Below are 21,375 nucleotides of genomic sequence, written 5' to 3'. Positions count from 1 at the left end.
GGAACGGTGGTCTGACCGTTTTGAAGGGTGTACCATTTGAGGTCATCTTGGCCACCAATCTGCGACCAGACAGCAACACGGACTTCACTGTTTTTGGGAACCTCTCCTGTGTAGGTTACTGTCATGTCTTGAGCATTTGGAGTGGCTGAGAGAGGGGAGGTCTCGACCACTTTTGGAGCCTTTAAAGCCTTTGGAGTTACTCTTTCGGTGCTAGCTTCTCTAGTTTTGGGAGTTTCTGACTCCTTAGCTTCTGAAGTGACGGTAGTTTGGGCTTCCGTTGATACTTCTGCTTTTGTTTCTACCTCTGTGCTTTCGGTTGAAGTTGAGGTTGGGGCTGACTGAGTTGCTTCAGGGCTAGCTGTGATAGCTTCGGTACTTACCTGACTGGTTTCTGGAGTAGCTGAAGGGCTTTCTGTGCTAGTGCTTTCTGATGAAACAGGGCTAGCAAGGCTTGTTTCTTGCTTGACTGTCGTCGTTTCATCGGCTTGGACTTGCGTATTAGCCAAAAAGAGGCTAAGGGCTACAGGGATGGTGAGGTTAGCTTTAACAAAACTTTTCATTTTGACTCCATGATTATCCGAATATTTATGTTATTATAGCATGTTTTCATGCGATAATAAAGACTTACAGCTTATATTCGCTCTGCTATTTTCTAAAAAATTAAACTTTATGCTATAATGTAACAAAACGTAAAGGGAGATGTTATGTCAGTTATTTCTTTTGATAAGGTCAGCTTTATCCAGCAGGGAAAAATGATTTTGAAAGACCTGAATTGGCAGGTTGAAAGGGGACAAACTTGGGCTATTTTAGGTCTAAATGGGTCTGGAAAAACTACCCTTTTAAAACTGATTATGGCTGAACATTGGGCCAGTCAGGGGCAGATTTGCATTTTAGGTAAAACTTTCGGCAAGGAAGATATGACCGATATTCGCACTAAAATTGGCGTGGTCGGTACCTTTATTTCCGAGCGTTTGCCGAAAAATATGGTTGCTGAAAAGATTGTTCTGACTGGAAAATACAAGTCTTCTATTCTCTACAAGGCCTACGGAGAAAACGAACTTGACCAAGCACGCCAGATGCTCATTGCTCTGGGGGGTGAGCATCTTCTTGGACGGATTTACGCTAGTCTTTCTCAGGGTGAGAGACAGCTTCTTCTCATTGCTCGAAGTCTCATGGATGACCCCGACATCATTATTCTGGATGAGGCTACCAGCGGGCTTGACCTTTTTGCCCGAGAAAAATTGCTGACGCAGATTGAGAAAATTTCCCAATTACCACACGCGCCAACAGTCATCTATGTTACCCATCACGCTGAGGAAATCACTAGCCATATGAGTCATGTCCTGCTCCTGAGACAGGGACAAATCATCGCTCAAGGGGCCAAAAAAGATGTTCTTACAGAAGATGCCTTGTCGCATTTCTATCAAAACCCCGTCACCATTTTACCAATTGATGACGACAGAATCTATATCCAACCAAGGCTTACCTAATGGCCTGAAACAAAGAGCGCCGAGTTTTGACCTCGGTGCTCTTTTTAGCAAGTTTTTTCCAGTTTCTTAATTCCCACCTCAACGCTACAATGCTTTCAACTTTTTCTTTCAGCTTAACTTGATAGGTCTTATACTTTCCTTGACTTATCCGAGACCAGCATAAAACAGGCAGTCCCTTTCCAAACCACTCTTTTGCCAACTTAAACATACTATTATCCAAAGGTATGTGCAGAAAGTTAAAAATTCTGGTTTTTCAAAGATATATGGGTACTTGAGGGTCATATCAAGCCATCTTTGTCTCTAAGCATGGTAGCCTCTTTCTGATAAATAGCAATCACTTTATGACAGGTTTTCTATGCCAGATATCAAAATCGTCTTGGCCTCCTGCAAAAATTCTACACTATCTTGAACAATCGTTATTTTTGTCATTGTAGCTTAATTTCCTGCAAAATCCCAGCCATTTTTCCTCAAATTCTTCCGGAGAAAGCTGGCGCTGAGCTAGGTCTGGGATACTGAAGATGCCTTGTTCTTGACAAGCTCTGACACTGTCCTCATAAAAGGGCCAGTCATCAGTGTCCCAAAACAGAGAAAGTTCTGTAATGCCTTTCTCGTAAGCCACAAAGGCTCTGCTATGTCCATCAGTTAGAAAAATCGTATCGCCAATCCTTTTAACAGGTAAGGGTTCTAGCCTGTCTATAGAAAACCAGGTTCGTACAGTATCGACCTTCTGCTTAGATAAGTAACATTGACTAGGTTGGCATTTTTCAATAGGCAAAACAAACATCAGCTAGCTTATCCTTTCGATCATGACCAAAAAGGGTGGGGTATTCACTTGATTGAGCGGTTGATAGAGCATGACTGTAAACAAGGTCTGATTTAGCTGTGCCACAAAGTCTAGCACCGCATCTTTTTCTCTGTCTCCACCTTCATGCCCATAGTAAATCATGACCGAAACACGCCCCCCTACTTCAAGCATGGCTAGGATTTTTTCCAAAGCCACCAAGGTTGTATGTGGCTGTGTGATGACTGATTTATCCGCAGATGGTAGATAACCTAAATTGAAAATAGCTGCGCGAATTGGTTCGTCTACGTACTGATCAACCGTTTGGTGCCCATCCAGAATGAGTTTGGCATTAGTCAAACCAAGCTGTTCTAATCGTTCCGATGTTTTTACGATAGCCTTTTCCTGAACATCAAAGGCATAAACTTTCTTAGCCAATCTAGCTAGAAAAGCCGTGTCGTTACCATTGCCCATAGTGGCATCAACAGCGACACTCTCTTTATCTAAGACCTCTTCCAAAAACTCATGGGAGAGATGAATGGGACGTTTAATCATATCTTCTCCTAACCTTTAAGCATCTTCCAATAGATGGAAAGAAAAATACCTAGTGACGATGGAATCCATATCAGCAATTGTAAAGCAGCAAACTCTCTATTGACCATGAGCACTAGCAGATTCAAGGCCATCCAAAACATAAGTAAAGCCATGCGCTTCCAGAAGTAATCAAGCCCTGCATAACGTTCCACGTAAGACTCTTTGGGACGATTCGGGTTATAGTAAACCGTCAAATGGCTCCCGATAGGAAACCACTCTTTCATAAAAACGCTATAAGAGGCGAGAGAGTTACGATTAATCACAATACGCTCAGCTAAGGGATCAGATGGCGACTGGGCTTTTGGAGACTTAAATGGGGTCGAAACAGTGACCACGGCTCGATACTCTAACAACCTTTTATAAGCCTTACCTTCTACTTGATATTGGACTACAGGGACTAGCCCCCGACTACGCGCATGACCAATCACTTCTCCTATAACACTGGCTGTGGCTTGACAAGCACGATTGCGCTCCCGTAGATACAAATAGAAAAATCCCCCACTTACCAAGAACAGAAGCAAAACTGCGGCTAGAACGAAGAATAAATCTTGCTGATTGTCTACCATATCTTACACCCCTGTACACTTCCACGCCGTTCCATTTCCTTGTCGATAGCATTAAGCACTTCCCATTTATTGAGACTCCACATGGGACCAATCAGCATATCGCGCGGCGCATCACCTGTGATACGGTGAATAACAATGTGTTCAGGGATAATCTCCAGCTGGTCACAGATGATTGAGACGTACTCATCCTGGCTGAGCAGTTGCAAACGCCCTTCATGGTAATCACGTTGCATTCTAGTATTAGTCATAAGGTGTAGCAGATGTAGCTTTATCCCATCAATATCATTATCTGTCACGCAGCGTCGTACATTTTCCACCATCATCTCATGAGTCTCACCTGGTAAGCCATTGATAAGATGGCTGACGATTTCCACTTTTGGGGCAAGGCTGCGCAGCCTTTTGACCGTGGAAACATAAAGCTCATAAGAATGAGCACGGTTGATAAGCTCTGAGGTATGCTCGTAGGTGGTCTGCAGTCCCAACTCTACTGTCACATGCAGGCGATCTGATAACTCGGACAAATAACGAATCACATCATCTGGCAGGCAGTCGGGACGAGTTCCAATATTGATGCCTACCACCCCAGGTTCATTGATTGCCTGCTCATAGCGTTCTTTAATAACCTCTAAGGGAGCATGGGTATTGGTAAAATTTTGAAAGTAAACCAAATATTTTTTGACATCAGGCCACTTGCGGTGCATAAAATCAATCTCGTGATAAAACTGCTCCCTGATGGGGGCTTCTGGAGCAACAATGGCATCGCCAGACCCCGATACCGTGCAAAAAGTACAGCCGCCATGAGCCACTGTCCCATCACGATTGGGACAGTCAAAACCTGCATCAATGGGCAACTTAAAAATCTTCTCTCCGAATAATTCTCGGTAATAGTCATTGACTGTTCGATAACGTTTTTTCATGCTTTCTATTTTATCACAAGACATGGAAAAAGTGCCGACAAAATCGGCACTTTCCTGATATTAAAGGAGGTCTATTTTTCCACCTTGAGCCAGTTTTGATAGTGTTCAATGAGGTTGACAGCCATTTGGGTAGCTAGAGCCACCGAAAAAGCTTCCGTCCCCTCAAATTCTTCAGGCGCAATTTCTAACTTACTTTCCTCGTAGATGGACTTCAAGCTTTCCGCCGACAAGGTTTCTCTAAACGCTTCAAAGCTTTTCATAATATCACCTCATTTTTCTTTTATTGTAACATTTTCAGACGCTTTTGCAAGCGCTTTTTTATAAAAAATGGGCGGATAAAGCCGTTGATATTGTTTATTTTCCAGCTTTTTGTAGTATTGAAAAAAAGCGGTGCAAAAATCCGATAAGTCCTGACTAATCTGGCAAAAACTATCTTTAGCCACAAGAGGTCTAACCTGTGGAAAAAAATCATCGACTGTCTGCGCCAGCAGATTACCACCCAAAACGTAGGCTTCAGCCTGACGTGCCAGCCAACGGGGGTGACGTGCCATAAGACCACGCTGAATCACAGATAAAATAGTCTGATTTTGCTTGACTCTATAGCTGGGCAGAGGCTGGCTCGCAAAAGGACTTCTAAAAAAAGTCATCAAGTCACCATCAAGGGAAGAAACTTTCTCCAGATAGGACAAATTCCCTTCCAAATCTTCATAAATCAGGTATTTCAGCCGAATTTGGCGTTGCTCCTTATCTAATTCCCAGAGGTGAAAGCCCATATTTTGACTGAAATAGAGGAACTGTTTTTGCAAACTAGTGATTTTATTGCCCAACCAAAGCTTTTCTCCTAAAAGCCAGAGCACCTGATAACCAGCTTTTTGATAAGACAAGGTTCGCTCACGCAGACGCCCTTCCGATAAGCGTGAACATTGAACTTCCAGCGCTAGCTTTTCTCCCACAAAAAGGTCTGCAATCTGTCCCAAATCTGGTAAAAGCTTCTCTACCTGAACCATCTCGCTTTTGGCAAGACTCGTATAGAGATCCGCCTTTAAACTCAAGTGCTCCTCAGACTCATTTTCTTGAAAGAAACAACAATTTTTCAAGCTAATATGGGCAAAATGTGGCCGCATTACCTTTCCGTTTTTTAGACGAACAGCTTTTTGGCAAGCCGGGCATAAGAAGTCTTGAGGTTCAGGTATTCCCTCAAGCAGGTTGACTAACTTTCCATTTTTATCTTGTGCTACTAGCATGAATCCTCCTAATTGATTATTCGAAAGACTACAAAAAATAGCCGAAGTTATCGGCTATTTTTTGCTTTAATCACGGTTATCAAGGGCACGAAGCATTTGATCAATCTTGTTTCCGTACTCGATTGAATTGTCCTTCTCAAAAATCAAGTCTGGAATTTTGTACATGGTCAAGTTTTTACCCAGTTCACGCTTGATAGTGCCTGTGGCTTTTTCAAGACCAATTTGAGCTTTTTGATTATCAGAAGCAAGGGTACTGTGGATAGTGTAGTAAACCTTTGCCGCTGACAAATCGCCAAGCATTTGAACATCTGTAATGGTAACATCTTGAACACGTGGGTCACGAACCTTGAGACGCAAGATTTCGTTGACTTCACGCTTGATTTCCATACCAACACGGTCAATACGATGGTTTGCCATTTGATTTTCCTTTCTTTAATTCTTTGGTACTTTTCTTAAATAACAACACGGGCAGTAGAACTCGCTGCGGGATTCTCATCCTTTAGAAAGGATTTAGAGTCCCGTATTTCAGAGCTCATCCACATTCATAACTGCTGATGAACTTATTGCTATAGCGGAAAGTATCACATATTGCTTACTTTTAACAAAAGCTAGGCTAAACCTAGCTTTGTTTTATAAACTATCAACTCTTTAGACAAAGAAGATAAAAACGCGTTTAATCCAAGCACTGCTCCTTGCCTAGCTATAGCTAAGCAAGGAGTAATGACGACAAGTAAACATAGTGATTGCTGTATAAGGGTTAAGGACTCCTTATTTACGTTTAACTTCTTCCATGATATAAGCTTCGATAGTGTCATCTACTTGAAGGTCATTGTAGTTTTCAATCATGAGACCTCCCTCACGGCCGTTGCCGACTTCTTTGACATCATCTTTGAAGTGTTTGAGGCTGGCTAGTTTACCGTCAAAGATAACCACACGATCGCGGATGACACGGACATTTGAGTCACGAGTCACCTTACCTGAGATGACCATGAAGCCACCGATAGTACCCACTTTAGAGACTTTGAAGGTTTCACGGATGAGAGCTTCACCGATGATTTTTTCTTCAAATTCTGGATCCAACATCCCTTTCATAGCATCTTCGATTTCTTCGATAACTTTATAAATGATGCTATGCAGGCGGATTTCAACATCGTCAGCGTCAGCTTGGGCACGAGCCTGAGGAGTCGGGCGGACGTTAAAGCCGATAACGACTGCATTTGAGGCTTCGGCAAGGGTTACGTCAGATTCGCTAATGGCACCTACCGCTGAGTGAACAACATTGACTTTAACGCCTTCAACATCAATCTTTAGAAGTGAGCTTGCAAGAGCTTCAACAGAACCTTGTACATCTGCCTTGATGATGACATTAACAGTTTTCACTTCGCCAGCTTTAAGGGTATCAAAGAGGTTTTCAAGTGATACACGTTGCGTGTTTTGACGTTGTTTGAGAAGGGCACGTTTAGCGCGTTCTTCACCGGCTGCACGCGCAGCTTTTTCATCTTCGTAAACTGCAAAGTGGTCACCAGCCATAGGCGCTTCGTTAAGACCTGTTATTGAAACTGGCATTGATGGCTCAGCTGTTTTCACACGGCGACCAAGGTCGTTGGTCATGGCACGAACGCGTCCGAAAGTATTTCCGACAACGATTGGGTCTTGAACATTCAAAGTTCCCTGCTGAACAAGAAGGGTCGCTACCGCACCTTTTCCTTTATCCAAACGCGCCTCGATAACGGTACCGATGGCACGAACCGTTGGGTCAGCTTTAAGCTCTTGCAATTCAGCTACCAAGAGAACCGTCTCAAGGAGTTCTTCGATATTTTGACCGAATTTCGCCGAGATTTCAACGAACTCAGAATCACCGCCCCAGGCTGTTGACATAACACCATGCTCAGCCAATTCACCGATAACACGCTCAGGGTTAGCTCCTGGCTTATCAATTTTATTGATGGCAACGATGATTGGTACTCCCGCTGCTTTTGAGTGATTGATAGCCTCAATGGTCTGTGGCATAACACCATCGTCTGCGGCAACGATAAGAATAGTAATATCCGTTACTGAAGCACCGCGTGCACGCATTGACGTAAAGGCCGCGTGACCTGGTGTATCAAGGAAGGTAATCTTCTTACTGTTTGCTTCGATTTGGTAGGCCCCGATATGCTGAGTGATGCCACCAGCTTCACCTGTCGCCACACGAGAATTGCGAAGGGTATCAAGAAGAGTCGTTTTACCGTGGTCAACGTGTCCCATGATGGTCACGACTGGTGCACGCTCAATCATGTTTTCAGGATTGAGATAACTATCTTCCACAAAGAAGCGCTCAATGTCAGCATTATCGACTTCTACTTTTGCCTTAGCTTCAATACCATAGTCAACCATCAGAAGCTCAATCGTATCCCCATCAAGTGATTGGTTTTGAGTAGCCATGACACCCATCATAAAGAGCTTTTTAACGATTTCCGCAGGCTCACGTTTGATACGTTTGGCGATTTCCGCTACAGTCATACCTTCAGTATATTCGAATTCTTTTGGCAATTCATGGAACTTACGCTCAGTTACAGGAGCTGGTGCTTGGTTGCGTCCACGTTGCTTATTTTTCTTGTTATTATTCCAGTTGCTATTACGCTGATTTCTCACTTGGTTTTGGTTCCAGTTTTTCTTATTTTTTGTTTGCTTTGGCCCATCCTCATTGCGATCATCAAAATCGCGAGTCTTCTCAGAACGGCCTTGCTTTTTACGTCGGTTATCGACTGGTTGAGTTTCCTTGGTAGAAGGAGCCGGTGCTATAGTTGGTGTGACAACAAGTTCTTTTACAGCTTCTTCTTGAGCTTTTTCCGCCTCAGCTTGCGCCTTTAATTTTTCTTGGCGTGCCCGAGCTTGAGCTGCTTCAGCCTGACGCTTAGCTTCTTCTTGCTCACGGAAACGCAGTTCACTTTCACGTGAATATTCCGCATTTTGTTCAGCTTTTAAAGCCGCAGCACGTGCTTTAAAATCAATGCGTGGTGCTGCCTGCGCTGAGCGATTTTGTGAGCGATTTTCATTCCGATGATCACGACGTTCATTTCGGTTTTGCGTTTGATTGTCAGAACGGCGATCATTGCGACGATTATCGTTACGGTTGTTCTGACGATTACCGCCAGCTTGCCCATTGCGGTCACCGTTTTGTGGACGGTTTTCGCCACGATTATCGCGACGATCGCTACGGTTATTGCGGTTGCCTCCATTTTGGCGGCGTTCTGCTTGTTCTTTTGCCTTAGCCTCACGCTCCGCTTTGAAATTACGGATTTGCGGGCGAACTGGCGCTGCGTTTACTGATGATTTTTCTTCAACAGATTTTGGTGAATTTTCAGCTTTTGCTGGCTCTGCCACTTTTGCGACAGCTAGCTTGTCAGCCTTAAGATTCACCTTTTTCTCAACTTCTAGACTTTCTTTAGCCGCGTTTTTAGCAGCTCCGCCATTTCCAAAAGCTTCAACAATGCGTTTAGCACCGGCTTCGTCAACACTTGAGGCGTGCGTTTTAACCTCTAGCCCCAATTCCAGAGCTTTGGCTACCACTTCCTTACTGGTTTTGCCGATTTCTTTGGCGATTTCATTTAAACGTTTCTTAGACAAATCTTGTCCTCCTATTCTTTAGTTCATAAGAGTCCTCATTTTCTTTATAAATCCAGCGTCAACCACACAGACAACCTTTCGTGGTTTGCCTAGGGCCATACTTAATTCCAGCGTATCAAACACTGTGGAGACTTCTATTTTGTAATATGTACTTTTATCTGCTATCTTTTTAGTCAAATTTGCTGCTGCATCACTTGCTAGAAAGACAAGTTTAGCTTCTTGGTGCTGGATGGCTTTAACTACCAGGTCTTCACCGGAGATGACTTTGCCAGCACGTTGAGCTAAGCCTAACAGATTTGATAATTTATTTTTGTCAGTCATTAGGTTTACTTTTACAATTTTCTGCAAATCAAGTGGAAAACATCGAATCTTTGATGATATGCCTAGTGCACTATCCCAAGTCCCGAAATCTCCCTAATAGCAAGACTTTCCCACTCTCACTGTGGCAGAAAACTGTGGATACTGCTCACTTCGTTTGCTTATTCTAATCCAAGTTCTCTTCGCTTGACTTTGTGGTCAACATAAGCGATGAGTTCGTCGTAAAAACTATCTGGGATTTCCATTGAGAAGGAGCGATTAAAGACCTTTTTCTTCTTCGCTTGAATAGCTTCTGCATTATCCAGCTTAATATAGGCACCACGTCCATTGGCTTTGCCTGTCGGGTCAATAAAAATATCGCCCTCTTTATTTTTCACTATACGGAGTAGATCACGCTTATCAATAATTTCTCCTGAAACGACTGACTTGCGTAATGGGATTTTGCGTGTCTTAGCCACGGTAAACCTCCCTTTATTCTACGTTCTCAGCGTCAACCACTTCTGAAACCACTTCTTCTGCGGCTTGGTCATTGGTCAGAAAATCTTCAGTTACAGCTTCTTCAGTTTCGGTAGCGTCAGCTTCTTCCCACTGTGCCATGATTTCTTCATACTCAGATGCAGATTTGATATCAATGCGGTAACCTGTCAAATGAGCTGCCAAACGAACGTTTTGTCCACGGCGACCAATAGCTAATGATAGCTTGCTATCTGGCACAACAACCGTCGCACGTTTGGGATCTTCTGGATCAAAGATAACATAATCCACTTCGGCTGGCGCAATGGCGTTGTAGATGAAATCCGCAGGATCTTCTTGCCACTCGATGACATCAATGTTCTCTTCAACTGGAATAGCAAGACCGGTCTTAGCATCTGTACGCATTGGGTGGAAGTTGCTAATAACTTTCTTGATGTTAGCGCCCCCGCGCCCAACGATGGTACCGATAGCATCAACATTTGGATTGTGACTACGAACCGCAACCTTTGTGCGGTCACCCGCTTCACGAGACACACTCATGATTTCAACCGTTCCATCGAAAACCTCAGGAATTTCACGCTCCATAATACGTTTGATAAACTCAGGGTGACTACGGCTTACAAAAACGTTAACACCTTTTGGATTGTTCTCAACTTTGTAAACGTAAACGTCAATCATGTCGTGAGATTTCCATGTCTCACCAGGAATTTGGTCTTGATGAGAAAGCTGGGCTTCAATGCTTCCGAGGTTAACGTAGATGAAGCGTTGGTCAAAACGCTCAACAGTACCGGTCATAATCTCACCTTGATGCTCCATGTACTCGTTGTAAAGAATTTCACGGGTTTGCTTGCGCATTTTCTCCATGATGGTCTGCTTCGCTGATTGAGCTGCCACACGACCAAATTCTTTGACAGATTCTTCGAAACGAATCTTGTCGCCCAGCTCATATGCCGAACTGATAAGAAGGGCATCTTTGAGGCTAATTTCAAGACGTGAATCGAAAACTTCATCCACAACTTCACGAACGGTAAAAACTTGGAAGTCACCCGTTTTTTCGTTAAATTCAACCACACAGCTCTCAGATTGACCATAACGACGCTTGTAAGCTGACTTGAGAGATTCAGTGACTGCGTCAATGATATCCTCTTTTTTAATGTGTTTTTCTTCTTCCAAAATCTGGAAGGCTGCTAGCATTTCTTTGCTCATAAAATTAAGATACAGAAGGACGTTTCGCTTGCGAAAAATTTCGTAGAACATCAAATAGATCTGTGAACTATTTAAAGCCCAGACTTCAAAATCGGAAAGTAAGGAAGACTATCCGCTCTACTTTTGATTTTTTATTCGCCGGAAAATAAGATTTAATGGATCTTATTGCCCCTAGAAACTTAGTCCCGTGTTCAGTTCCTTTCAATTTAAATAATAATAGCGACTTGGTCGTGAAAGACTCTAAACTAACTCCACGAGCCATTTCACACCGCTCGCAGGGTCGTTTTAGTCCTTTTCAACAAATCTAACAGGGAAGAGCTGAGCTCTGTTTGGGATTAAAAAATGTAATACCTACAACTTCACAGCCAATCTAGCCTTAGCAACGCTGCTATATGGAATTTGAACTGTCTTCTTGCGAGTCTTATCCAAATAATCAAGGGTCAAGGTTTCACCATCAAAGGCAGTCAAATCGCCTTGAAAAATTTTAACCTTATCAATGGCCTTGTAAAGTGAAACATTAATGTACTGACCAACAGCAGCTTCAAGAGCTTCCCTAGTTTTTAGCGGACGTTCAAGACCAGGACTAGATACTTCCAACATGTACTGAGCTGGAAAAGGGTCCGGCTGAATCGTATCCAAAAGCGGACTGATGATGTCCGTCAAATCTGCCGTATCTTCAACGTTAATCCCACCTGGCTTATCCACTAAAATAGATAAAATGTAGTCAGAACCCATTTTCTCATATTCGACATCAACCAATTCAAAAGGCTGAGGAATGGCTGGCGCAATTACCTGTGTCACCAATTCTACAATATTTGCGATGAGAATCACCTCCATTTGACATAGATAAGAGGTCAGGACTTTTGTCCTAACCTCCTTCTCTATATATTTTCACCTATTATAGCAGTTTCTTTTAGGAATTGCAAGGAAAAAGCTGTGCATCACGTAGGAATTAAAATTAGCCTAGCGTTCTGACACTTGTTTTGCCAAAGCAAAATTTCCTAGCGTTGCTGAGCCATTTTCAGGAACCGCGGGTGTGACGATATACTCAGTCACATCTGGAACAGGCAGGTAGCCATTCAAAAGAGCCACGAATTTTTCGCGGACACGACGAAGCATGTGCTCCTGAGCCATAACCCCACCACCGAAAACAATAACTTGTGGGCGGTAAAGAACCGTTGCCTGCACCGCTGCTTGGGCAATATAGTAGGCCTGAACATCCCAAACGTCCGAATTCTGTTCAATCAATTCACCACGAATCCCCGTACGAGCTTCCAAAGAGGGACCCGCAGCAAGACCTTCAAGGCAACCTTTGTGGAATGGACAAGTCCCATAAAAATCATTAGCGTAGTCGCGCGGATGACGAGGGACATAGACATGACCTGCTTCTGTATGACCGATACCGCCGACAAATTCTCCGTTTTGAATAGCACCCGCACCGATACCCGTACCAATAGTGTAATAAACAAGAGACTTGACACCTTTACGCATAAGAGTTTCACCATAGGCAGATGAGTTCACATCTGTGGTGAAATAGAAAGGAATATTAAATTCCTTTTGAATAAGACCAAGCAAATCTACATTTGACCAGTGTTCTTTTGGTGTCGTCGTTACAAAACCATAGGTTTGAGAATTTTGGTCAATATCGATAGGACCAAATGAACCAATAGCTATACCAGCCAAACGATCTTCGTAGCGCTTGAAAAACTCTACTGTTCGTTCAATCGTTTCATAGGGGGTTGTCGTTGGAAATTGTGTTTTCTCAACAACTTGAAAATTGTCGTCACCAACTGCGCAGACAAATTTAGTTCCACCAGCCTCAAGACTTCCGTATAATTTCGTCATGTTAACCTGACACTAAGCCTAAACAGTCAAAATTGTTTTGAACAGACCTAGCTTCCTCCTCTTTCGTTTTATTTTTCTATTATACCAAAAATAATAAAGAAAGGGCTGAATTTTTCACTCAGCGCCTCACTTTATTGCATTATTATTTAACGTTGACGAGATCTGCACCAACAGCAACAGTTCCTTCAGCAACTGGAGTAACTTCTGTGAAGTCAGCTGTATTGGTTACGATGATCATAGTTGTATCATCAAGACCTGCTTCTGCAATAGCTGCGCGGTCAAATGTGGCAAGAACATCACCTGCTTTAACGCGTTGCTCAGCTTTTACTTTTGGAGCAAAGCCTTTACCGTCCATAGAAACAGTATCAATACCGATGTGCAGAAGAACTTCTGTACCTTTGTCAGATTTGATACCGTAAGCATGACCTGTTTCAAAAGCGATTTGAACCACACCGTCAACTGGTGAGTAAAGTGTGTCTGCGCTTGGCTTGATTGCGATACCTTTACCCATAGCTCCTGATGAGAAGACTGGGTCATTAACGTTTTCAAGGGCAACAACATCACCTTCAAGTGGAGATACAAGAGTTTCTTGTGCAGTAGAGACTTCTGCAGTTTCTTCAACTTCTTCTGAAGTTTCAACTACAGACGCTGTCACTGCTGCCGCAGCTGCTGTTGCTGCTTCATCAGCGAAAACTGCTGATGCTTTTGTCTTGCCATAAACGTAAGTAAAGGCAAAGGCTGCTGCAAAAGCAAGCACCTCAGCAACTACATACATTGGGATAGAAGATGCTTTGATTGAGAGGAATCCAATGAAACCTGCTGCTCCAAGAGATACAGCGATAACATGAGTCAAACCTGCAAAGAGGGCACCGATAGCCGAACCTGCAAGAGCACAGAAGAATGGGAATCTGTACTTCAAGTTAACCCCGAAGAGGGCAGGTTCTGTAATTCCAAGGAAAGCAGAAACTGCTGCTGAACCGGACAAACCTTTTGTTTTTGCATTTTTTGTCAAGAAATAGATAGCAAGAGTTGCAGCACCTTGTGCAACGTTAGCCATTGAAGCAACTACAAAGATGTAGTCTCCGTATCCTGTACCATTATTGTTGTAAGCAGACAAAAGTTGTGTCTCGATGGCTGGGAATGATTGGTGAAGACCAGTCATTACGATCAATGAGTAAGTACCACCAAAGATGCTCATACCCAACGCACCAGTTGTATCGTACAACCAAACAATTGCGTTAGTAATCGCATCCGACACTGTCAACATTACTGGCCCAATGACCGTAAAAGTCAAGAAACCTGTAATCATCACTGACAACAATGGTGTGAAGGTAAAATCAACTGCTGATGGCAGTTTTTTATGGAAGAATTTCTCAAGAACTGCAAGCAACCAAACTGCTACAAGAACTGGGATAACTTGGTAAGCGTAGTTTGTTTGAGCAACATTAAAGCCAAAGATATTCCAGAAAACTTCTTTACCACCCAAATCAGGAGTGGTCATAATCATACCGATAGCAGCACCTAGAAATTGGTTTGCACCAAAGCGTTTTGCAGCGGAAATACCTACAAGGACTGGCAAAAACATGAATGGTGCTGCAGACATCAATTGAATCATAGCAGAAATGCCTTGGATGGCAGGATACAATTCTTCAATCGATTTAGGACCAAACAAGTCTGGTGAGGTCAAGAAGTTACGAAGAGCCATCAACAGACCGCCAGCAACAAGGGCAGGAATGATTGGAACAAAGATATCTGATAATAGCTTAATCAAATCCATCAATGGGTTGAATTTCTTGTCTTGTGCGACAATCTGCTTCAAATCATCTGTCGAAACTTCCTTTAATCCCGTTGCCTTGATAATCTCTGCATACACAAAGTTTACATCACCAGGCCCGATGATAACTTGGTATTGGCCATTGGTACTAAATGTACCTTTGACATCTGCATTATCATCAAGTGCTTTTTGGTCTACTTTTGATTCATCCTTCAAAACCAAACGAAGACGCGTCGCACAGTGTGCTGCAGCAACAAGATTATCTTTACCGACTGCCTCAATGACCTGGGCAGCTACTTTACTATAATCCATTACAGTAATCTCCTTTAAGTAAGTATTTTTTGTTGAAAGCGATTAACTTTCATTTACGAGATTTAGTTTACCATGCTTTGAGAAATATGTCAATCGTTTTGCAGAAATTTTATTTTTTCGCTGTTTTTCGTTGATTTTTTGCGTGAAAACGTTTATCATAACAAGTGACATATCATATGACAGAGGCTTATTTGTGTCTCTTTGATTAATCTAATAGAAAGGAAGTGTTCAGTTAGTAAAACCGACTGAACACGGGACTCATTTTCGTAAGTAAAAGGTCCCTTTGTATCTGAATTATGAATTTACCTACTGAAGTACGCTACCGCCGTTATGAAGACTGGACGGAGCAAGAACGTTACGCCATCGCTGAAAATGTTGCTAAATCACCTTGGCATGCCACATATCACTTAGAACCTAAAACGGGTCTGCTCAACGATCCTAATGGTTTTTCTTATTTTGATGGTAAATTCCATCTCTTCTATCAAAACTGGCCTTTTGGGGCTGCACATGGACTCAAACAATGGGTTCACACCACTTCGACTGACTTGGTTCATTTTGAAGAAACTGGTGTGACTCTCTTGCCAGACCATGCCCATGACAGCCATGGTGCTTACTCAGGCTCTGCCTATGAGGTGGATGGCAAACTCTTTATTTTCTATACAGGAAACGTTCGTGATGAAAATTGGGTTCGCGATCCTTTGCAAATCGGCGCTTGGATGGATAAGGATGGGAACATTCAAAAATTTGAAGATGTTCTTATCCAACAACCAAGCGATGTCACTGAACACTTCCGTGATCCACAAATATTTGATTACAAAGGCCACTTTTACGCTATCGTAGGCGCTCAAAGCCATGACAAATCTGGATTCATAAAGCTTTACAAGGCAGTCGATAATGATGTCACAAACTGGCAAGAAGTTGGTAACCTTGACTTTGGAGGTACTGGTTCTGAGTACATGATTGAGTGTCCAAACTTAGTATTCGTTGATGGCAAACCAGTTCTTCTTTACAGTCCACAAGGTCTTGATAAAGCAGAGCTTTCCTATGACAACATCTATCCAAATACTTACAAGGTCTTTGACGACTTCGACACAGAAGCGCCAGCTTTAACAGGAAATGCCAAACTGGAAAATTTAGACTACGGTTTTGAAGCTTACGCTACTCAAGGTTTTAATACGCCTGATGGTCGGGCCTTGATTGTTAGTTGGATTGGTCTGCCTGATGTGGACTATCCGACAGACCGCTTCGACTATCAAGGAGCTATGAGCTTGGTCAAAGAGCTTTCTCTCAAGGATGGCAAACTTTACCAGACACCCGTGGCTGCTATGGAAGCTCTTCGAAAATCTTCTGAACCTTTAGCTAATAAAGCTGAGACTAGCAATACCTATGAGCTAGACTTTACGGTGGCTGCAAATCAGACTGCTGACCTTCTACTCTTTGCTGATGAGGCTGGAAATGGCTTGCGCTTAATCATCGATACCAAAACTGGAAAAATTGTTTTAGACCGCTCTGCTTGTGGAGAACAGTACGCTACTGACTTTGGTAGGACTCGTAGCTGTGATATCGCTCCGTCTGATACCAGCATCCGCCTTTTTACCGATAAATCGATCATTGAAATCTTTGTAAACGGCGGTGAGAAAGTCTTCACTAGCCGTGTCTTCCCTTCTGAAAATCAAATAGGACTGGTCATACCAGAAGGTGTGACAGGAACTTATTACGAGTTGGGGTAAGCTATGGTTGCTAAACTAACCGACGTTGCCCAGCTTGCTGGCGTCAGCCCAACCACAGTCAGTCGCGTCATCAATAATAAAGGTTATCTGTCTCAGAAAACTATCGACAAAGTTCGCTCTGCCATGAGAGAGCTCAATTATCAGCCCAACACGTTGGCTCGTAGCTTACAAGGAAAATCTGCCAAATTAATTGGACTCATTTTCCCTAGCACCAGCAATATCTTCTATGCCGAACTCATTGAGCTTCTGGAAAATGAGCTCTTCAAACGTGGCTACAAGACCATCATCTGCAATAGCGAGAGTGATCCAGGTAAGGAGCGTGATTATTTAGAAATGCTCAGCGCTCATCAAGTTGATGGTATCATCTCTTCCAGTCACAATTTAGGGATTGACGACTACGAAAAGGTGGAGGCACCAATCGTTGCCTTTGACCGAAATCTAGCACCCAATGTTCCTATCGTTTCCTCCGACAACTTTGCTGGAGGCAAAATGGCTACCCAGCTTTTAGAGAAATCTGGTTGTAAAAACATCATCATGATTACAGGTAATGACAATTCCAATTCACCTACTGGCTTACGAGCGCTTGGCTTTAACTATCCCCGCAAAAATCGCCCAGTCATCAATGTTCCGAGTAACCTTTCGACATTGCGTCGCGAGATGGAAATTCGTTCCATCCTTACCAGTCAAAAACCTGATGGGGTCTTTGCTTCTGATGATTTGACTGCCATTTTAGTCATGAAAATGGCGGAGCAGCTAGGTCTTTCTCTAGCTAATGACATCAAAGTCATTGGCTACGATGGCACTTCCTTTATTGAGAATTATTTCCCGCAACTAGCTACTATCAAACAGCCTCTAAAGGAAATTGCTAGCCTTCTGGTTGATGTTCTTCTGAAAAAAATTGACGGGCAACGAACACAAAAAGATTACATCCTTCCTGTTCAAGTTATCAACACATTTGCTCTGTAACCAAATTTTAAACTCTGCTTCCTTGGAGATGCAGAGTTTTCCTGTTATAATAGGTAAGCTATGAGGATTCAAACTAATCATTTCAAAAGCTCACTTTTACTGCTCGGTTTGATTATCAGCCTTAAAGGAGTAAGAATCTCCGCAGCCGATTTTGAGGTTCAAGCAGAGCATGCCATCGCCATTGAGGTCTCAACGGGTAAAATCCTCTATGAAAAGGATGCTAAAACGCCTGATGCTATTGCCTCTATCACCAAGCTTCTAACAGCCTATAGGGTTTACCAAGAAGTCTCCCAAGGAAACTTGACTTGGGAAACTAAGGTACCCATCTCAGACTACGCCTATAACCTGACTAAGAATCTAGACGTCAGCAATGTTCCTCTAGAGGCTAGGGAATACACTGTTAAAGATCTGGTCAATGCTAGTCTCACCGCATCATCAAATAGCGCAACCATTGCTCTAGCCGAATACATCTCAGGTAGCGAGCCTGCCTTTGTTGATACGATGATGGCGCAGCTGGAAAGCTGGGGAATCACTGATGCCAGATTAGTCAATGCTTCTGGACTCAATAATAGCTTTTTGGGCAACCATCTCTATCCCAATTCCACCAAGGACGACGAAAACTACATGAGCGCTCAAAGTGTTGCTATCATGGCTCATCACTTGATTACAGAATTTCCTGAAGTCTTGGAGATAACCAGTCTCCCTAGCGTGTCCTTTGCAGGGATGAACATAAACAGCTACAATTATCTGTTAGAAACCTACCCCTACTACCGCAAGGGTGTGACTGGACTTAAAACGGGAACCTCTGAAAAAGCTGGAGCGTCTCTGGTCACCACTTCTACTGAAAATGGCATGGAGGTCATCTCCGTCATTTTAAACGCTAAGGACAGCAACAAGGACACGAACTCACGCTTTCTTGCCGCCAATGCCCTCCTTGATCATGTGGCATCCAACTTTCAACTGTCAACCCTGATTTCAAAAGGTCAGGCTTTTGACAATAGCAGAGCTAACATCATAGACGGGAGAGAAGAGAGCGTCTTGGCCGTTGCCAGTCAAGATTTCAACGTGGTAACCTCAACAAAAAAACAAGTCAGTAACGCAACTTTCACTCAAGTCAAACTAACCGCTCCTATCTATGCCGGTATTTCAGTAGGAACCCTGACCTACCAAGATCCAAATCCAGTTGGAGATGGCTACATCGATGCTCCACCAGCTACCGAACTGGTTTCAGCAAAAGCGGTCAAACGTGATTCTTTCCTCAAAATCCAATGGAATCATTTTTCGAGTTATATTAATGACAAACTTTCAGATCTAATGACATCAAAACATCTAAAACTATGGTAACTTATCACATCACATTGCCGTCCGGACAAAATCCTCTAACCGTTAAAGAATTACTAGAAGACCACTGGCTGGTGCCACGGAAAATCAGACATTTTCTCCGCACAAAAAAACACCTCCTAGTCAACGACCAACAGGTCACCTGGCAGACTTCGGTTCAGACTAATGACAAGGTCAGCCTGACCTTTGACGACGAGGATTATCCTAAAAAAGCCATCCCCTTTGGGGATAAGACCCTCGTTGACTGCCTCTATGAAGATGAACATCTGATTATCGTCAATAAACCTGAAGGTATGAAGACGCATGGCAATGAACCGACTGAGCTCGCCCTCCTCAATCACGTTTCCGCCTATGTGGGAGCTACCTGCTATGTGGTACACCGCTTGGACATGGAAACCAGCGGAGCCATCCTCTTCGCTAAAAATCCCTTTGTCTTACCTATTGTCAATAGATTGCTTGAATGCAAGAAAATCTCGCGACATTATTGGGCTTTAGCGGAAGGGCATTTCGAGCAGAAACAGGTCACATATCGTAACAAAATCGGTCGTGACCGCCATGACCGCAGAAAAAGGGTGATTGATGCAAAACATGGTCAAAGAGCCGTCACCCACATCACTAATCTCAAAGCTTTCAAGGAAGCTAGTCTTGTTAATTGTCAGCTAGAAACAGGCCGTACCCATCAAATCCGTGTCCATCTTAGTCACCATAATCACCCTATCTTAGGTGACCCACTCTATAGTAAAAAAGCTGCGCCACGACTCATGCTTCACGCCCACCAACTTCAATTAACCCACCCCTTCACACGTCAAAAGATTACTGTAAAGGCAACGTCGGAAAGTTTTGAAAGAGGGCTACATAAATTGACCGAACACTAGATAAGACTTAGCAAAAACTCCTTTTTAATCATCAACAATATCATAAACGGCTTAGAATCAGGATTTACTTAAACCAGATTCTAAGCCGTTTTGCTTTTATATCAAGCAGCCTCACTTTTTGACACAGTCAGGTGACTGGTTTTATTAAACTAAAGGAGTGCTTTAAACTGAATATCTGAGTCTTCCAAGAAGTAGTCATCAAAACCTCGTGGGTGATGATACTCAATACGGTCTTTATCCAGTGGATAGGTGTACTTACCACCAACTTCCCAGATAAACGGGTGGAATTTATACTGAAGACGTTCTTTACGCATTTTCCAGAGTTGAAGAATTTCATCCGTCGATGCCATAAAGTTTGACCAGATGTCGTAGTGAACTGGGATAATTACTTCTGCTCCAAGATTTTCAGCCATGCGGAGGAGATCGATTGAGGTCATCTTGTCCTGAATTCCAATTGGGTTGTCTCCATAGTTGTTGATAGCCACGTCAATCTTGAAGTCACGACCATGTTTTGCAAAGTAGTTTGAGAAATGTGAGTCCGCACCGTGATAGATAGTTCCTCCCGGCGTCTCAAAGATGTAGTTGACCGCTTTGCTTGCCATCAGCTCATCGGTTACAGGGAGACCACTCAAGCTATTACCATTTTCTTCGTAGCCTTCGATTGGAAGAGTGACAAGGCAGGTACGGTCAAATGATTCAACAGCTGTGACCTTGATGTCTTTAAATTCAAAGCTGTCGCCTGGTTTTACGACTTGGATACGCTCCTCGGGAACTCCCCATTTTTTCCAAATGTCTGCACAGCCACTTGGGCCAACAAATTTCACGTGTGCTAGTTTTGGATTGTTGAGAATAGCTGCAGATGTAGAAATATCCATGTGGTCTGAATGAACGTGGGAAACTAGATAATAATCTAGTTCATTGATGGCAAATGGGTCAATTACCATTGGTTGCACACGCAAGTTTGGTTGTAATTTACGAACACCTGACATGTTTGCCATTTGATGCCCCCAAATCATATCTTTAACTTTTTTAGTTGATTTTCCGCGGTTTGCCCAGAGGTCCATAACCACATTAGCACCGCCGGGTGTTTTAATCCAGACACCACAGTTGCCTAACCACCACATAGCAAAATTGCCTTCTGGCACCACTTCTTCTTCAATTTCTTCATTGAGCCAAGTTCCCCATTCTGGGAAAGTTGACAAAATCCAAGATTCACGTGTGATGTCCTGTACTTTAACCATAATAACATCCTCCGAATTTTAGTTTAGTAGATTAGTTACAAGATTAGTATAACCCTGTAACCGCTATCAAAAAAGACCAAGAAACACACAGT

Annotated in this window: 21 protein-coding genes; 5 read left to right on the top strand and 16 right to left on the bottom strand. The window is 43.1% G+C overall.

The genetic code is table 11. The features are described from left to right. Positions 1-560: GBS Bsp-like repeat-containing protein (locus tag G576_RS0107935; RefSeq protein WP_027974154.1), on the bottom strand; the 560-nt coding region annotated here is incomplete at its 3' end. 144 nt (positions 561-704) lie between these two features. On the opposite strand from G576_RS0107935, the gene G576_RS0107930 reads away from it, so the two are divergent. Next, complete coding sequence (locus G576_RS0107930) at positions 705-1,490, top strand: ABC transporter ATP-binding protein (protein WP_027974153.1); 786 nt, start codon at positions 705-707, stop codon at positions 1,488-1,490. A gap of 400 nt (positions 1,491-1,890) precedes the next feature. Here G576_RS0107930 and G576_RS0107920 read toward each other — a convergent pair whose 3' ends face one another. From G576_RS0107920 to G576_RS0107855, 14 genes are all read right to left on the bottom strand, one after another. Continuing rightward, entirely contained in the window at positions 1,891-2,274 is a 384-nt protein-coding gene (locus G576_RS0107920; RefSeq protein WP_037618759.1) for a hypothetical protein, read from the bottom strand. Positions 2,275-2,277: 3 nt separating this feature from the next. Further along, positions 2,278-2,826 carry a tRNA 5-(aminomethyl)-2-thiouridylate-methyltransferase MnmM gene (gene mnmM, locus G576_RS0107915; protein WP_027974150.1) on the bottom strand — a complete coding sequence of 183 codons (549 nt, stop codon included), beginning with the start codon at positions 2,824-2,826 and terminating at the stop codon, positions 2,278-2,280. Positions 2,827-2,834: 8 nt separating this feature from the next. Further along, positions 2,835-3,431, bottom strand: a complete 597-nt coding sequence (locus tag G576_RS12560; protein ID WP_051178059.1) for a DUF3592 domain-containing protein — start codon at positions 3,429-3,431, stop codon at positions 2,835-2,837. Beyond that, positions 3,425-4,348, bottom strand: coding sequence for a tRNA modification radical SAM protein MnmL/YtqA (mnmL, locus tag G576_RS0107905; protein ID WP_027974149.1), 924 nt, complete (start codon positions 4,346-4,348; stop codon positions 3,425-3,427). Before mnmL ends, G576_RS12560 begins: the two co-directional genes overlap by 7 nt. A 71-nt stretch (positions 4,349-4,419) precedes the next feature. Then, a complete protein-coding gene (locus G576_RS0107900; RefSeq protein WP_027974148.1) occupies positions 4,420-4,608 on the bottom strand; it encodes a hypothetical protein in 189 nt (62 codons plus the stop codon). A 9-nt stretch (positions 4,609-4,617) separates the two neighbouring features. Further along, positions 4,618-5,592, bottom strand: coding sequence for a competence protein CoiA (locus G576_RS0107895; RefSeq protein ID WP_027974147.1), 975 nt, complete (start codon positions 5,590-5,592; stop codon positions 4,618-4,620). A 66-nt stretch (positions 5,593-5,658) separates the two neighbouring features. Beyond that, positions 5,659-6,009: a 30S ribosome-binding factor RbfA gene (gene rbfA / locus G576_RS0107890; RefSeq protein WP_027974146.1), complete on the bottom strand. Its 351-nt coding sequence runs from the start codon at positions 6,007-6,009 to the stop codon at positions 5,659-5,661. Between the two features lie 351 nt (positions 6,010-6,360). Continuing rightward, on the bottom strand, positions 6,361-9,201 hold the full coding sequence (gene infB, locus G576_RS0107885; protein WP_027974145.1) for a translation initiation factor IF-2: 2,841 nt from the start codon (positions 9,199-9,201) through the stop codon (positions 6,361-6,363). Between the two features lie 18 nt (positions 9,202-9,219). Further along, positions 9,220-9,522, bottom strand: coding sequence for a YlxQ-related RNA-binding protein (locus tag G576_RS0107880; RefSeq protein ID WP_027974144.1), 303 nt, complete (start codon positions 9,520-9,522; stop codon positions 9,220-9,222). 158 nt (positions 9,523-9,680) lie between these two features. Next, the gene (gene rnpM, locus G576_RS0107875) at positions 9,681-9,977 is read right to left on the bottom strand and encodes an RNase P modulator RnpM (RefSeq protein WP_027974143.1); all 297 of its coding nucleotides are present in this window, start codon (positions 9,975-9,977) and stop codon (positions 9,681-9,683) included. A 13-nt stretch (positions 9,978-9,990) separates the two neighbouring features. Continuing rightward, positions 9,991-11,199 carry a transcription termination factor NusA gene (gene nusA, locus G576_RS0107870; protein WP_027974142.1) on the bottom strand — a complete coding sequence of 403 codons (1,209 nt, stop codon included), beginning with the start codon at positions 11,197-11,199 and terminating at the stop codon, positions 9,991-9,993. A 351-nt stretch (positions 11,200-11,550) separates the two neighbouring features. Next, the gene (gene rimP / locus G576_RS0107865; protein WP_037618756.1) at positions 11,551-12,036 is read right to left on the bottom strand and encodes a ribosome maturation factor RimP; all 486 of its coding nucleotides are present in this window, start codon (positions 12,034-12,036) and stop codon (positions 11,551-11,553) included. A gap of 126 nt (positions 12,037-12,162) precedes the next feature. Next, positions 12,163-13,044 (bottom strand): fructokinase ScrK, encoded by an 882-nt coding sequence (scrK, locus tag G576_RS0107860; protein ID WP_027974140.1) that lies wholly within the window; start codon positions 13,042-13,044, stop codon positions 12,163-12,165. Positions 13,045-13,186: 142 nt separating this feature from the next. Next, on the bottom strand, positions 13,187-15,130 hold the full coding sequence (locus G576_RS0107855; RefSeq protein ID WP_027974139.1) for a sucrose-specific PTS transporter subunit IIBC: 1,944 nt from the start codon (positions 15,128-15,130) through the stop codon (positions 13,187-13,189). A 296-nt stretch (positions 15,131-15,426) separates the two neighbouring features. On the opposite strand from G576_RS0107855, the gene G576_RS0107850 reads away from it, so the two are divergent. The 4 genes from G576_RS0107850 to G576_RS0107835 are packed head-to-tail and all read left to right on the top strand — an operon-like array spanning position 15,427 to position 20,042. Further along, positions 15,427-16,860 (top strand): sucrose-6-phosphate hydrolase, encoded by a 1,434-nt coding sequence (locus G576_RS0107850; RefSeq protein WP_027974138.1) that lies wholly within the window; start codon positions 15,427-15,429, stop codon positions 16,858-16,860. 3 nt (positions 16,861-16,863) lie between these two features. Further along, entirely contained in the window at positions 16,864-17,826 is a 963-nt protein-coding gene (locus G576_RS0107845; RefSeq protein WP_027974137.1) for a LacI family DNA-binding transcriptional regulator, read from the top strand. 60 nt (positions 17,827-17,886) lie between these two features. Then, positions 17,887-19,170 carry a D-alanyl-D-alanine carboxypeptidase PBP3 gene (pbp3, locus tag G576_RS12555; protein WP_051178057.1) on the top strand — a complete coding sequence of 428 codons (1,284 nt, stop codon included), beginning with the start codon at positions 17,887-17,889 and terminating at the stop codon, positions 19,168-19,170. Then, positions 19,164-20,042, top strand: a complete 879-nt coding sequence (locus G576_RS0107835) for an RluA family pseudouridine synthase (protein WP_037618754.1) — start codon at positions 19,164-19,166, stop codon at positions 20,040-20,042. The genes pbp3 and G576_RS0107835 overlap by 7 nt, the downstream gene beginning before the upstream one ends. 149 nt (positions 20,043-20,191) lie before the next feature. On the opposite strand, the gene ulaG is transcribed toward G576_RS0107835, so the two are convergent. Beyond that, entirely contained in the window at positions 20,192-21,283 is a 1,092-nt protein-coding gene (gene ulaG, locus G576_RS0107830; protein WP_027974135.1) for an L-ascorbate 6-phosphate lactonase, read from the bottom strand. Positions 21,284-21,375: the final 92 nt, after the last annotated feature.

It is taken from the genome of Streptococcus porci DSM 23759 (genome assembly GCF_000423765.1).
Lineage (GTDB): Bacteria > Bacillota > Bacilli > Lactobacillales > Streptococcaceae > Streptococcus > Streptococcus porci.
Note: the sequence above shows the minus strand (reverse complement) of the source record. Positions and strands in the feature narration are given on the sequence as shown.